The sequence below is a fragment of the Enterococcus sp. AMC1086 genome (assembly GCF_058216575.1).
In genome coordinates, this window is record NZ_CM177100.1 from 1,577,507 (window position 1) to 1,592,090 (window position 14,584).

General features: G+C 34.7%; 12 protein-coding genes. 6 read left to right on the forward strand and 6 right to left on the reverse strand.

The window, feature by feature from the left end; genetic code table 11:
* Positions 1-41: 41 nt before the first annotated feature.
* Positions 42-815, reverse strand: a complete 774-nt coding sequence (locus tag AC4BC4_RS07355) for a Cof-type HAD-IIB family hydrolase (protein WP_490477264.1) — start codon at positions 813-815, stop codon at positions 42-44.
* Between the two features lie 150 nt (positions 816-965).
* Between AC4BC4_RS07355 and AC4BC4_RS07360 the strand changes: the two genes are divergently transcribed.
* Together AC4BC4_RS07360 and AC4BC4_RS07365 are read left to right on the forward strand one after the other, a co-directional pair.
* Positions 966-1,685, forward strand: a complete 720-nt coding sequence (locus AC4BC4_RS07360; protein WP_438758797.1) for a winged helix-turn-helix domain-containing protein — start codon at positions 966-968, stop codon at positions 1,683-1,685.
* On the forward strand, positions 1,686-3,152 hold the full coding sequence (locus AC4BC4_RS07365) for an ATP-binding protein (protein ID WP_490477265.1): 1,467 nt from the start codon (positions 1,686-1,688) through the stop codon (positions 3,150-3,152).
* On the opposite strand, the gene AC4BC4_RS07370 is transcribed toward AC4BC4_RS07365, so the two are convergent.
* The 4 genes from AC4BC4_RS07370 to AC4BC4_RS07385 all read right to left on the reverse strand — a co-directional run bounded on the left by AC4BC4_RS07370 (position 3,147) and on the right by AC4BC4_RS07385 (position 8,451).
* Positions 3,147-4,835 (reverse strand): IS1182 family transposase, encoded by a 1,689-nt coding sequence (locus AC4BC4_RS07370; RefSeq protein ID WP_490477360.1) that lies wholly within the window; start codon positions 4,833-4,835, stop codon positions 3,147-3,149. The genes AC4BC4_RS07365 and AC4BC4_RS07370 overlap by 6 nt on opposite strands.
* A gap of 142 nt (positions 4,836-4,977) precedes the next feature.
* Positions 4,978-5,529: a hypothetical protein gene (locus AC4BC4_RS07375; protein ID WP_438756109.1), complete on the reverse strand. Its 552-nt coding sequence runs from the start codon at positions 5,527-5,529 to the stop codon at positions 4,978-4,980.
* Between the two features lie 4 nt (positions 5,530-5,533).
* Positions 5,534-6,244: a hypothetical protein gene (locus AC4BC4_RS07380; RefSeq protein ID WP_490477266.1), complete on the reverse strand. Its 711-nt coding sequence runs from the start codon at positions 6,242-6,244 to the stop codon at positions 5,534-5,536.
* A 107-nt stretch (positions 6,245-6,351) separates the two neighbouring features.
* On the reverse strand, positions 6,352-8,451 hold the full coding sequence (locus AC4BC4_RS07385) for an LTA synthase family protein (protein ID WP_438758796.1): 2,100 nt from the start codon (positions 8,449-8,451) through the stop codon (positions 6,352-6,354).
* A gap of 314 nt (positions 8,452-8,765) precedes the next feature.
* Here AC4BC4_RS07385 and AC4BC4_RS07390 point away from each other — a divergent pair, with 314 nt between their 5' ends.
* Both AC4BC4_RS07390 and AC4BC4_RS07395 read left to right on the forward strand, forming a co-directional pair.
* Positions 8,766-9,938: a class I SAM-dependent rRNA methyltransferase gene (locus AC4BC4_RS07390; RefSeq protein ID WP_490477267.1), complete on the forward strand. Its 1,173-nt coding sequence runs from the start codon at positions 8,766-8,768 to the stop codon at positions 9,936-9,938.
* An 88-nt stretch (positions 9,939-10,026) separates the two neighbouring features.
* A complete protein-coding gene (locus AC4BC4_RS07395; protein ID WP_490477268.1) occupies positions 10,027-10,338 on the forward strand; it encodes a hypothetical protein in 312 nt (103 codons plus the stop codon).
* A gap of 48 nt (positions 10,339-10,386) precedes the next feature.
* On the opposite strand, the gene AC4BC4_RS07400 is transcribed toward AC4BC4_RS07395, so the two are convergent.
* Entirely contained in the window at positions 10,387-11,283 is an 897-nt protein-coding gene (locus AC4BC4_RS07400; RefSeq protein WP_438756105.1) for a LysR family transcriptional regulator, read from the reverse strand.
* 334 nt (positions 11,284-11,617) lie between these two features.
* On the opposite strand from AC4BC4_RS07400, the gene AC4BC4_RS07405 reads away from it, so the two are divergent.
* Positions 11,618-13,675: an oxidoreductase gene (locus tag AC4BC4_RS07405; protein ID WP_490477269.1), complete on the forward strand. Its 2,058-nt coding sequence runs from the start codon at positions 11,618-11,620 to the stop codon at positions 13,673-13,675.
* Between the two features lie 16 nt (positions 13,676-13,691).
* Entirely contained in the window at positions 13,692-14,570 is an 879-nt protein-coding gene (locus tag AC4BC4_RS07410; RefSeq protein WP_490477270.1) for a shikimate dehydrogenase, read from the forward strand.
* The last annotated feature ends 14 nt before the right edge of the window (positions 14,571-14,584 follow it).

The window sequence follows — 14,584 nt, forward strand, 5'->3', positions numbered from 1 at the left end:
TGACTCATAGAGTATATCCTAGCCTTTTTTTAATCGTATTCTTAAATCAAATCAAAATGCTTTAAGGCATGGACGATTCCGCCTTCAGTATTTTTCTTAGTAATAAAACTGGATCGTTCTTTTAACTCATTTCGTGCATTGCCCATAGCAATTTTGTTGTCGCATGCTTCAAATAAAGCAATGTCATTCATTCCGTCGCCAAAGGCAAATGTGGGAACAGATGGCAACTCTAGTTTTTGAAATAGTTTTTTTACACCTGATCCTTTAGAAACACCTTTTCTGACAGTGTCAATAGAAAAGGGCCCATTACGATAAAAGGTCATTTCTGGGAAATGTTTCAAATAATGCTCGTCACCGTCTTCTGACAAAATCAACATCATATTGACTGTTTTATCTTTCAAGGTAGATCGATCGATCACAGGAGCATCAGAATGAATAAAATCATATGCTTTAGTTACTATCTCATTATGCCCAGAACACCAAATTTGACGATCATTGTAAAAGGAAAGCTCATGACCCAAACTTTTCACGTGTTCAAACATATTTAAGCACTCTTCATAAGTGAATTCATCTGAATAAACTTTTTTTCCATCAACTTGAATAAACTGACCATTCATAACAATAGCTGAATCGATGCCACTGTCCTTCATGAAATGATCGATTTCTACAACGGTTCGTCCAGTTGCGATTAGGGGTAAGACATTGTTTGCTTTCAAGCGGCTAACAGCCTCTGTTATCTCAGGTGTGATTTGTGACTTGTGATTCAATAAGGTTCCATCTAAATCAAAAAAAGCAACTGCTTGTATATTTTCCATGAATTTTCAACGTCCTTTCATACCTAATCTTATCAAAAATTGAACAAAAGACAAAGCTTTTTTGAAGAAAGAGAGAAGTTATTGGAGCTTGGTTATTTTTAGAGTATAATATAAATGACGTTAAATTTAAAGAGAAAGAGGCGAATGAAAATGAATGTATTGATGATTGAAGATAGTGTATCTGTATCAGAAATGATGCAAATGTTTTTTTTAAATGAGGGCTGGGAAGCGACGTTTGAATATGATGGTAAAGAAGGATTAGATACATTTTTAGCAAATCCAGAAAAGTGGGATATGATCACATTAGATTTGAATTTGCCGACGATGGACGGAATGTCAGTCTGTCGCGAAATTCGCAAAATTTCAAATACCGTTCCGATAATAATGCTGACGGCAAGAGATTCCGAAAGCGATCAAGTGATCGGTTTAGAGATGGGAGCAGATGATTATGTGACAAAACCCTTTAGTCCTCTAACGTTGATCGCGCGGATCAAAGCATTACATCGTCGGTCAGAGATCGGTGAACATGCGCCTGACTCTACGGATCGTTTAAGTGATACATTTGATGTGGAAACAGATCACTTTAAGATGAATACAAAGACAAGAGAAGCGTATCTGGATAATAAATTGATCGATGGCTTAACACCAAAAGAATTCGATTTACTTTATACATTAGCCAAAAAACCAAGACAAGTGTTTTCTCGGGAACAGTTACTTGAAATGGTTTGGGATTATCAATATTTTGGTGATGAACGGACGGTAGATGCGCATATTAAAAAATTACGTCAAAAAATTGAAAAAGTGGGACCACAAGTCATTCAAACAGTTTGGGGCGTAGGATATAAATTTGACGATTCTGGAGTAGCTTAGATGAAATATTTATATCAACAACTGCTGGCTTTTTGGGGTGTGATCATTCTTATTATTTTGATTGTCGGGACTTCTTTTACGCAATTGACGAAAAAAACGATGCAAGATAACAATTATGAGCAACTTAGAGGATATGCTATATCAGCGTGGAAAGCAAAAGATTCAATCAGTAGATTTCCTGGAATGACTGATCAGGATTTATGGAATACATCGTTTAGTTTATTTGAAGGTTTTTTAAGCAATCAAGATGTTCAATTTGTTTTTTATGATGAAAGTATGCATGTACAATATCCTTTGAAGACTGAAAAAAAGATAGATGATTCTGTGATCAAAGAAAATTGGAGCGCTCTGATGCAAGGGCAGCAAGAATATACAACAATCAACAAAGATATATACGGAAACAAACGCATGTCATCATATGTGATGATGCCAGTCAGTACAACAAATGACCAAAATGAAAATATCATCATAGGCGCATTGATCATTACCCAGCCAGCTAAAAATGTTTCTGATAGTGTGGATGCGATAACTGCTAATTTGATCAAAGGGTTTATTATCTCAAGTATTGTAGGGTTGATTTTAAGTTATTTCTTTGCCAGTTTCCAAGTGAAGCGAATCAATCGTATGCGAAAAGCAACAAAGGAGATCACTAGTGGTAATTTTGATATCAAACTTGTGAGTCATGATAAAGATGAATTCGATGATTTGGCAGAAGATTTTAATAAAATGGCCGAATCACTGAAAGAATCCAGAGAAGAAATCGATCGGCAAGAGGATCGAAGACGTCAATTTATGGCCGATGCTTCTCATGAGATGAGAACACCTTTGACTACAATCAATGGCTTACTAGAAGGACTGCAATATAATGCGATCCCAGATGATCAAAGAGAGAATGCCATTAAATTGATGCAAAATGAAACCTCTCGTCTCATTCGATTAGTGAACGAAAATTTGGACTACGAAAAAATTCGAACCAACCAAATTAGTATCGTTGTGAAAAAATTCAACGCAACTGAAACCTTAAAAAATATTCTGACTCAATTGGAAGGAAAAGCTGATTCTGCGAATGATAAGCTTATATTGGAAACAGAAGAAGCAATCGAAGTCTATGCTGATTATGATCGTTTTGTTCAGATAATGGTGAACATTATTCAAAATGCGATTCAATTTACTCAAGATGGTGAGATTCTTATCCATCTGCAAAAAGGATATTTAGAAACGATCATAACCATTACTGATACCGGTATCGGTATGTCAGATGAGCAGGTTCAAAATATTTGGGATCGTTATTATAAAGTTGACCCATCCAGAAAAAATACAAAATATGGTGAATCTGGCTTAGGTTTATCCATTGTTGAGCAGTTAGTCAGACTTCACAAAGGAAAAATTAGTGTCACAAGTGAAGAAGGTAAGGGAACAAGCTTTACCATTTCATTTCCTGATATCGAAATACAAGATGACTTATAAAAAAAGAGCTTGGGACGTAAGTCCCAAAAACCTTAAAATAAAAGACCGAAAATCGTAAAAAATGATTTTCAGTCTTTTATTTTTTAGATTATTGGGAGAATCCTTCATGTTTTCTAGCTTACTTAGCCTATATTTCCTTAAATTTACTGCGATTAACGCGAATCCAATTTCATTGTGTGCCTGTTGTTTCCCTCGAACAGAGAACCGAGTGAACCCTAAACAAGCCTTCAAATGTCCGAAAGCTGGTTCGACGTCAATTTTTCGTTGACGATAGAGTTTACCTGTTTCTTCTTCTGAAAGCAGCTGTTGAATTCTTGCTTTAAAGTATTCCCAATTCATGTTCTTTTGAATCTCACGATTCTTGTCACTCTTCGCTTTTGTACACTGGCTTCGAAGAGGACAATTCGAGCAGTCTTCACATTCATACCGTTTTAAATAACGTTTAAAGCCATATTTATCTGTACGAATAGAATAGTTTCGAAAATTCATTTTTCGTCCGTTTGGACAAAGAAACGTATCATCTAATTCCTGATACGACCAGTTTGCTGGAAGGAACGGATTTTGTTTAAACTTTTTCTTCTGTTCTTTATGGTACATGGCATAAGTGATGAGTGGTGTTCGCTCGTGATCCTCTAAAACCGCTTGATAGTTTTCTTCTCCTCCATAGCCGGCATCTGCGACAATATAGTTTGGCAGATCAAAGAAACGCTCTTTTAAAGTGGTTAAAAAAGGGCGCAATGTTCGTGTATCTGTTGGATTTGAGAAAAGATCATAGCCTAAAATATACTGACTGTTCGTGGCGATTTGAAGATTATAACCTGCTTTCAACTGACCATTTTTCATATGATCGTCTTTCATGCGCATAAAAGTGGCATCTAGATCAGTTCTAGAGTAACTGTTTCGTTGCCCTAAAATCTGTCTATGTTTTTGATAAGCGAGTTTTCGCTCTTTAAAGTCCTTGAAAAGTGTCCTTAATTTTTTAGGAATTTTTCGTTTAGAACGGATTGATTTGCGCGTAATTCCATCCTCTGCTTGTTCGATTTTTTCTGTAAACTTTTCGACAACATGCGCGAGATTTTCTTCAATCTTACCTAATTCAGTGACAGATAATTCTTTTGAGGACTCTCGCTCAATTTCAGGAATAATTTGATTCTTTAACAATTCATCGTAGAGAAAATTTGATTTTTCAGTAAGCTTTTTATCAAAGTTATCAATGGATTTTCTCCAAACAAAGGTGTATTTATTGGCGTTGGCTTCAATCTTTGTACCATCGATAAAAATGGCTTCTTCATCGATTAATTGTTCCTTGACTAATTGGCTACGGAACTGGACGAAGCACTCCCGAAGGAGTGCATTCACTAAAGGATTCACTCGAAAACGATTGATGGTTCGATAACTAGGTTGATAACTTTGAGTAAGCCACATCATGCGAATACTGTCTTTCGTCAAGGCTTCAATCTTGCGACCAGAAAATACAGATTGTGTGTAGGCACATAAAATCATCTTCATCATCATTTTCGGATGATAAGAAGAAGGCCCCATTTGATGATGAAAAGGAAGAAAGCGTTCCTCCGGAATACTTTCAACTAATTGATCAATGGCAAACGCAATATCGTTTTTTTCTAACTGAAAACTAAAATCTAGAGGAAGAACGACTTGATTTGTGGTATAATTTTTAAACATAAGAACACCTCGCTGACTTATTTGTTTAGTCACTTTTATTTTAGCAAAGGTGTTCTTATTTTTGTACAAAAAAACAATCCAGATGCCAATCAATTTGACTGGTATCTGGATTTTTCGTTAGTACTTATGTCCCAAGCTCTTTTTAAGCTGTTTTGATGATCTTATCCATATAAGGACTCTCAGCTATTTGGATATCGTTGGTCAAAACGAGAATGGCTTTTTGTTTTTCTTTTGCTATTTTTTGAAGAAGGGGTAATAGTTCTTGTCTTTGACCAATAGAAAGTGCTTGGAAGATGTCATCAATAATAATGATATCTTTTTCTACGAGAAGTAATTGGACTAATTGAAGTTTGATTTGTTCAAAAGTATTTAATTGTTCTTCAGATTTATTTAAAACACTTGTAGTAAGACCAACATAGTCGAATAAATTATTCAAAAATTTCTTTTTCTCTCTTTCTTTAATAGAAGAACCTACAAATAAGTTATCTCTGATAGACAGGTAAGGTAAAAAAATATTCTCAGATAAAATAAAGCCCACGGCCATTGATTGCTTCATATCAAATGTTTTATCAATAAGAAAGTAGAAATCTGCTTGAACACTACTCTGATCTTCTAAAATGACTGTCATGTGTTGTTGCTGGAACAATTCATTAAAGCTTTGTTCTGTCCAATTTTTTGCTAAAGAAAAATTCATTTACTCACATCCTAAGTTCTTTTTTTGATTTTTTTGAAAGAAAATAAGTTGAAAATATTGTTATACTGGTTGTAATAGTTACTAATAAAAGACAATTTTTTATAAAAGCTTTTAAAATGGTATCAAAAGGTAGATTGTTTATGCTTGTAGTTAAAAAATGTGTGTCACTAGGTGTACTGATCAGTTGATTTGGAGTGTTCTCTACAAATACGTTGGGAGAGAAGAATGCTACTCGTTTAATACCCATTGCATTTGTAAGCAACGGTCTCATTTGTATTAAAATATATTCATATGTATGCTGACAGATTAATAGAAACACTGCCGTGATAAGTACTCCTATTAAAAGTGGAATAATACTTTCCAATATAGATTGTTGGATGACATAACGATTTGAAAATCCCATAATACGCCATTTCATCATATCTTGTTTTTTCATTTTTAATGAAAGATAGATTAATGTGCTAATTAAAACGATCCAAACAAAAAAGGTAACGATATATAAAGAGGAGTATAGTTGCATGATTTTTTGATAGTTCATATGATACTCATTATTATTGATAATAGTATTCACTTGATTATAGAAAGAATTTTCTATATCTCTAAGATTTAAAATGCTCGTTAATAAAAATAGAAAAAAAGCAGAACTGATACCAACGGCAAAGGAAAATTTTTTATGGTAAGAAACACTAGCAAAAGCGTAACGAATATTATTCAATTAGGATCACCTCACTAGTATTAGTATAAAAGAAGAATATGAATAAACTATGAATAAGATATAAAAAAGCTTGAGCAATTTGCTCAAGCTTTTATGATTATTATGTGTTATTTTCCAGATTTTAAATAATCTTGGTAAGTTTCAGTGTGGTATTTATCAACAGTTGACGTATCATTATTTTTACTATAAACACTTGTAGATTTATTGCCTTTGTCCTCTTCGATCTTCTCCAATTGTTTTAACTGATCTTTGTAATTATAGTCATCTGGGTTTACTGGAGTTAAACCACTATTGGTATAGAAACGAAGTAAGTCACCATTTGTAGTTTGATCCGACATTTGCAATTGCAAGTTGGCTTTTTCTTTTAATGCCTTAGCCTCTTGCAGCTCTTGTTCAGTTGGTGTTTCGATTAAACGACCTGTTGCAGTTTCATAGATACTTGAGCCAAGCATAGTGTATTTTGGTGAAACATAATTTCCATTTCTAAAAGCAACCAACTGCGAATTTTCTTTAGAAAATAAATCTTGTCCCATTTGAATGTAGTTCTTCGTATCAACGCCCATTAAGTGTAAAAGGGTAGGTAAAGCATCAATTTGACCACCATAAGTATGATTGATTCCGCCATTTGTTTGGCCTGGAATGTGGATCATATAAGGTACTCTTTGCATTGTTGAGTTATCAAAGTCATTCCATGTCGATTTTGTTTTTCCAAGTAATTCAGCTAAGTTTTGATTTCTAGAAGTTGAAATACCATAATGGTCACCATAAAGCACGATCACTGAGTTATCATACAATCCAGTAGCTTTTAAATAATTAAAGAACTCTTCAACAGATTTATCAAGGTAGTTAGCAGTTGCAAAATAACCATTGATTGTCTCGTCAGAAGTTTGCGCTATTGGAAATCCAGCTTCATCATTTGTAAATTGAGAATATGGATAGTGATTAGAAACAGCAATAAATTTAGAATAAAATGGTTGTTGTAAGTGTTCCAAGTATTGTGCAGATTGTTGGAAAAATGGTTTATCATGCAAGCCATACTGGAATGAATTATCTTCATTGACATCGTAATAATTAGCATCGAAGAAGTAGTTATAACCTAAATGTTTGTATGTCTCATTACGATTCCAGAAGTTTCCAGCATTTCCGTGGAAGACAGCACTTGTATAGCCCTCTTCTTGGCCTAAAATAGCAGGCGCTGCTTCAAAGGTATTTTTACCACCAACATGGGTGAAAAGTGATCCTTGATCTAAACCAAACAATGAATTTTCAAACATCGTCTCAGCATCACTTGTTTTTCCTTGTCCTACTTGATGGAAAAAGTTATCAAAACTATAGGTACTGTTGCTATGATATAAACTATTGATAAAAGGCGTAACAACATGTTCAGTGCCGTTTTCGTCTTTTAATTTGTAATCAATTAAAAATTGCTGGAAACTTTCCAAGTGAATATAAATGACATTTTTCCCTTTAGCCATGCCAAATGTATCAGGATTTGGTGCAGCATAATGATCTTTAACATAATCAGAAACAGTATCCATGTCATTTTCACTAGCTTCTGCTCGGACTTGATTTGTTTGATAAGTCGTAATACCATCGTAAACGGTGAAGGCATTCAAACCTAAAAATTTAATGATATAATCACGAGAAAATTGACGTCCTAATAATTGGGGACGAGCTGTCTCAGCTAAAGTCAAGTTTGCTACAAAAAATAAAGCCGACAACATGCTGATGGAAACTGCAACCCGTGCTCGAACTGGGCGTTCATCCATTTTGATTTTTTTAGTAAGCAATAAAATAGCCACAATAATAAAGTCAAGCCAATACAAAACGTCATAAGGTCTAAATAATCTTAGGGCACTTTCACCCAGACCGCTTGCAACTTTTCCAGTCGCCAGCATGGTATTGACCGTGATGAAATCAGTGAATTCTCTGTAATAAACAACATTAGAGAATAACAGTAAAGACATTAAGAAATAAATCACCATCATTGTAATGTAAGAAGCTTTCGTTCTTCTAACATACAATGCAATCGCCAATAAGAAAAAAGTGGAAGCAATTGGATTGATAAAGAGAATGAAATATTCAAAAGCATTCTCAATTCTTAAATTAAAATCAGTGGTGTAAGCAAAAATGTTTTTAAGCCATATCAGCACTGCAACAACTCCGAAAAGTCCTAAGCGAGTGTTTAAAAATTTAGGCATATGCATTTTTTTTATAATATTCAAAATAAACGTATCCTTTCTAAAGTCAGATCTAAAAGAAAACAAATGAAAAAGTATCAAATACTTTCATGTACTCTATCAATTTTACTCTCTCTACAATTTTATGTCAATTTAAATTAGGAACGAACGGTATAAAAGTTAATAAAATTTTACTTTTCTTAAGATATGAGCGTGTTAGCTATTAGGAATAGCTAACGACAGAAGAGTTATTTTTTGATATACTGACAAATGATGAGGGAGTAGACAGCTGTATGGTTGTTTGTCATAAAATTAAATTGAGGTAAAGGATGTAACAGTTCATGAATATAATAGTAACAAAAAAATCAGAAAAAAAATTTAAAGCTAGATATCCGCTTATTCAAAAGGAAGATTTACTCGATATCCCTAAATCATTTTTAGCTGAATGGGTCAATTTTGTTGATAGTAAGGGCTCTTTTATCGCAACAGGTTATCTTGGTGAACAAAATAAAGGAATCGGATGGCTGGTAAATTGGCAAGGAAAAGTAGATTCGCTATTTTTAGAAAATTTATTTTTGAAGGCTAAAAATCATAGAGTAAGATACGAACAAGATGGATTGACAACAGCTTATCGTCTATTTAACGGAGAAGGTGATGGTCTCGGGGGCTTGATTATTGATCGTTATGATGATTTTGCCGTATTTTCTTGGTATAACGAAACGTTGTATAAAAAAAAGAAAGAAATCCTACAAACGTTTAGAACGAGTATGCCAGAAATCAAAGGGGCATATGAAAAAATTCGTTTTTCTAACCATTCGTTACCTGAATCTCAAAAATTATTTGGAGAAGATGCACCTGAACCTCTTTTAGTATTTGAAAATGGCGTAACTTATGCCACCTATTTAAATGATGGGCTAATGACTGGAATATTTTTGGATCAAAAAGAAGTCCGTGGCCGCTTAATCGAAGGAATAGTTGCAGGGAAAACGGTATTGAACATGTTTAGTTATACTGGGGCATTTTCAGTTGCAAGTGCGATGGGCGGTTCAGACATGACCACGAGTGTTGATTTGGCGAAACGCAGTTTACCGAAGACAACAGAGCAATTTGAAGTGAATCATTTAGCTGTGGAGGATCAAAAAATCGTTGTGATGGATGTCTTTGATTACTTCAAATATGCTGTACGAAAGCAATTGAATTATGATGTGATCATTCTTGATCCGCCAAGTTTTGCTCGAAATAAGAAAAAAGTTTTTTCGGTTGCTAAAAATTATGGAGATCTAGTAAAGGATTCCGTTGACATTCTAAAAAAAGAAGGTTTGTTGATTGCTTCGACAAATGCGGCTAATATTTCTATAGAAAAATATAAAAAAATGATCGTTCAAGCGTTGGAAGAAAAAAAAGTACGTTATCAAATTAAAGAAACCTTTCAACTACCTAGCGATTTTAAAACAAATAAACATTTTGAAGAAGGCAACTACTTAAAAGTATTTTTTATTGAGATACAAAAATAATTGGTTCCTTCAAGTATAATACACATTTCCGTTTATTTATGCTTCATCTCTTTACCACCAGCAAGAAGCGTTTGAACGGCAAAGTGTAATGCTGGCAATGACATTAAAAGATCTTGTCACCACCGGCACAAAAGAAGTTTATGCAACAACGCTTTTTAAAGATTCGTCTGTTTTCAATAATACAAAGCAAAATTATCCTATTCTGCAGGAAATGGTGCCACCGAACTCTGCCATATTCTTTCCTAATCAAATTTTATTTAGAACTTACACTGGAATGGAGATCATGATCCAGCAATTTGATGTTTCTAAATTCGATAAGGACCCTAGTGAATTGAAATTAACAGATTACTACTATGATATATACGAAAAAGATAAAAAACTATATATAATAATGAAATAGAGAAATACAGAGGAAACGCATCTATAGATGAATTTTCTCTGTATTTTTCTATTGATAAAATAGGTTTTGCGCAAATGGAACAATAAATTCTTTAAAACGCAACGCAGCTGGTGAAAGAAAATGCTCTTTTTTTGTTGCTAAATAGATATAACGAGGTAAAAAGTTATCTTCAAGGGCGATCGTTTTAACCTTATAAGCCGAAATTGATGGAATTTTTGGCATCAAAGCAATCCCGTAATCATGTGCAACAAATCCCAACATCGTGTGATCTTCTTCTACCTCACAAACAATAGTTGGTGTGATTGAAGCGGCAGCCATCAGCTTATCAAGATAAGGACGTAAGCCACTTCGTTCATTAAAGTAAACAAAAGGATATTTACTCGTTTCTTTCAACGAAACGCGATCATACACAGCTAAAGGATGGTCAATGGGGACCACTAAAACAATTTCTTGTTCTGTTAAAATTTCATAGTTTAGCTGTTCGTCTTCCTTGAGCTTAGATGTTATGGCAATATCAACTTCCTCTTTCAAAAGTAAATCGGTCATATCAGAAGAATTCCCTTGGAATAAATTGAAGCGAATTTGTTCGTTACCAGGATAAGTTGAAAATTCTTTCATCAACATTGGTGCTAAAAAAGAACCAGCAGTATAAATAAAGCCAAAATCAATCAATCCTTTTTCTGGACTAACTAACTCTTTTAACGCACGTTCTCCTTTAGCTAATTCTTCTAAGGCGGTGGAAACATAAGTATAGAAAAATTTTCCGTATTTAGTCAGTTGAATATTTCGCCCTTTTTTTTCGAATAATTGCGCATCCAATTCTTTTTCTAATTCAGACATAGAATGACTTAAATTTGGTTGCGTTGTATTTAATAATTTTGCAGCATGGGTCATATGTTGGGTATCAGCAAGCATTCTAAAAAATTCTAGTTGTCGCAAATTCATAGGTGAAAACTCCTTATCAGTCATTGATTCATAAGCACAGTTTATCAATAAATGAGGAAACATGCATCAAAAAAGTGGAAATAGTCTGTTTCGATATATAAATTATATTTATGAAAACGATGAAAAACATTCATTTGAATTTATCAGTTTTCTGAATTAAAATAAAATCATAGAAATTGTGAAAAAAGTAACAATATAGTTTTTCAAGTATATTGATCCGTTTTTCAGAAAATCATAGAAAAATTAAATGCGGTATAAAGCGATGCAAATCGATTTTCCTAAATTTTTCACAAAATTGACCGATTTAGTTCACTTTTAAAAACAGGAGGTAATTATGAATAATTATCAAGCAATATTTGAACCATTAACAGTAAAACGTATGACGCTAAAAAATCGTGTTGTTATGCCACCGATGGGAACCAATTTCGCCAATATGGATGGTACATTCAGCATGCAACATGTTTCATATTATGAACAACGAGCTAAGGGTGGAACAGGTTTGATCACGTTAGAAAATGTTTGTATCGATTATCCGATGGGAACCAATGGTGCTCGTCAATTAAGAATGGATAATGATCAGTATATTTCAGGATTATGGCACTTTAACGAAAAAATGCATGCATACGGTGCTTGTACTTCTGTGCAAATCAATCATGCAGGTGCTTCGGCATACGGGTTACGTTTAGATGGTGAACAACCAGTTTCAGCTTCTACCATTCCATCAAAAAAAGGAAACCCGATTCCTCGTCCTCTGACTGAAGAAGAAATTTACGGAATTGTTGATCGATATGCTGATGGTGCATTAAGAGCGCAAAGAGCTGGATTTGATTGTGTAGAAATTCACGCAGGTCATTCTTACCTTTTAAGTCAATTTTTGTCTCCGTTATACAATAAACGAACAGATAAATTTGGAGGAAGTCCTGAAAATCGTGCTCGTTTTACTAAATTAGTAGTTGAAGCAGTTAGAAAAGCAGTTGGACCGTTTTTCCCGATTTCTCTTAGATTTAGTGCGGATGAATTATTAGAAGGTGGTAATACGTTAGAAGATACAATTGACATCTTAAGTTATTTCGCAGAGGAAGTAGATATTTTGAATGTATCTGCTGCCCTGAATGATAGTTTGCAATATCAGATCGATAAGATGAACTTAGCAGATGGTTGGCGTGCGTATATGTCAAAAGCGGTCAAAGATCGTTTTCCAGATAAAATAACGGTTACTTCAGGGAATATTCGCAGTCCTAAGCGTGCGACAGAAATTCTAGAATCAGGGGATGCTGATTTGTTAGCGATGGGTCGAGGCTTGATTGCCGAACCTAATTGGGTCAATAAAGTTGCCAATGGACAAGAAGAGCTATTAAGAAAATGTATTTCTTGTAATATTGGTTGCGCGGATCATCGAATCGCCAAAGCTCGCCCGATGCGCTGTACAGTCAATCCAGATCTTCATTATGAAGACGAATATAAAATGAAGCCTGTTTTACATCCGACAAAAATGGTTGTAATCGGTGGTGGAACAACAGGACTTGAAGCGGCAGCCACAGCAGCTGAAGTTGGCGTCAACGTAGAACTTTTTGAACAAAAGGAGTATCTTGGCGGCTTGGGACATGAAATCGCTCGTTTTCCAGACAAAAAAAGAATCGATGATTTTATTACTTACGAAATCAATCGCTGTAAAGAGTTGGATAATCTAGCAATTCATTTGAATCATGCAGCAACTTTGACAGATATTGAAGCAATTGGACCAGATATCATAGTTAATGCAACTGGAGCCAAACCTTTATTACCTCCAATTAATGGCTTAAAAGAACAATTAGACAATCCAAATAGAAAAATCTTTTCCATTTTTGATATTTTAGATGATATGACGAAATTCCAAGAATTTGAAGGGAAAGAGATTGTTGTGATTGGCGGCGGTGCAGTTGGACTTGATGTTGTAGAATATTACGCTGAACGTGGAGCGAAAAAAGTCAGCATCGTGGAAATGCAAGGTGAGATCGGGAAAGATTTAGACTTGGTCACAAAGCTGGCGATGAAGGAAATTGTCGAAAAATTCGGTGTGGAAGTTCATGTAGAAACCAAGTTGATTGAAGTTAGAGAAAGTAGTTTCTTGGTTGAAAAAAATGGAGAAATGATGGAATTACCATTTGATTTAGGTTTTGTGTGTTTAGGAATGCGTGCAGAAGCACCGATGATTCGTGAATTGGATAATTACGCTAGAAGTAACGGCGCTGTTCTTTTAAATATGGGAGATAGTAAAGTAGCTAGACGAATCATGGAAGGGACAAGAGAAGCAAGAGATATTTTAAAAACAATCGAAGTCTTAGAAAATACTCGAACACAAAAAATGTTGTTTGAACAAACTAAAAGTCTTCATGCAGCACAAATTAAATAAAGTGAGGGAATTTATTATGACAGAAAGAATTGATGGACACACATTATTGATTAGTTTGATTGCAACACCGATCCGTCACAGCTTATCACCAACGATGCATAACGAAGCATTTGCTAAATTAGGATTAGATTATGCCTATATGGCTTTTGAAGTAGGAAATGAAGAATTGAAAGATGCGGTTCAAGGAATTCGTGCTTTAGGGATTCGTGGGTCGAATGTCTCTATGCCAAACAAACAGGCAATCATTCCTTATTTAGACGAGCTTTCACCAGCTGCAAAATTAGTTGGTGCAGTGAACACCGTAACCAATAAAGATGGAAAAGGTCATTTAGTTGGTCACGTGACAGACGGCACTGGTGCGATGCGTGCACTTATGGAAGAAGGCGTAAATGTCAAAGATCAAATCGTTACAATGACAGGTGCAGGAGGTGCGGGAACAGCAATCGCAATTCAAGCTGCTTTAGATGGTGTCAGAGAATTACGTATTTTTAATATCAACGATCAACACTATAAAAATGCTGAAGAAACAGTGAAAAAAATCAATGATAATACAGAGTGTACAGCGACATTGACTGAATTATCCAATCAAGTGGCATTCAAAAAGTCCATTAGCCAAAGCAGCATTTATATCGACGCGACTGGTGTCGGCATGAAACCATTACAGGAAGAAAGCTTGGTCAATGACCCAGAAGTCATTCGTCCAGATTTGGTTGTTTTTGATGTTGTCTACAGTCCAAAAGAAACAAAATTATTAAAATTTGCTCGTGAACACGGTGCAAAGAAAACCATTAATGGTCTAGGCATGATGCTTTATCAAGGAGCTGAAGCATTCAAGCATTTCACTGGGGAAGATATGCCTGTAGATTACATTAAAGAATTACTATTTGAGGACTAACAGTTAGGAGAAAA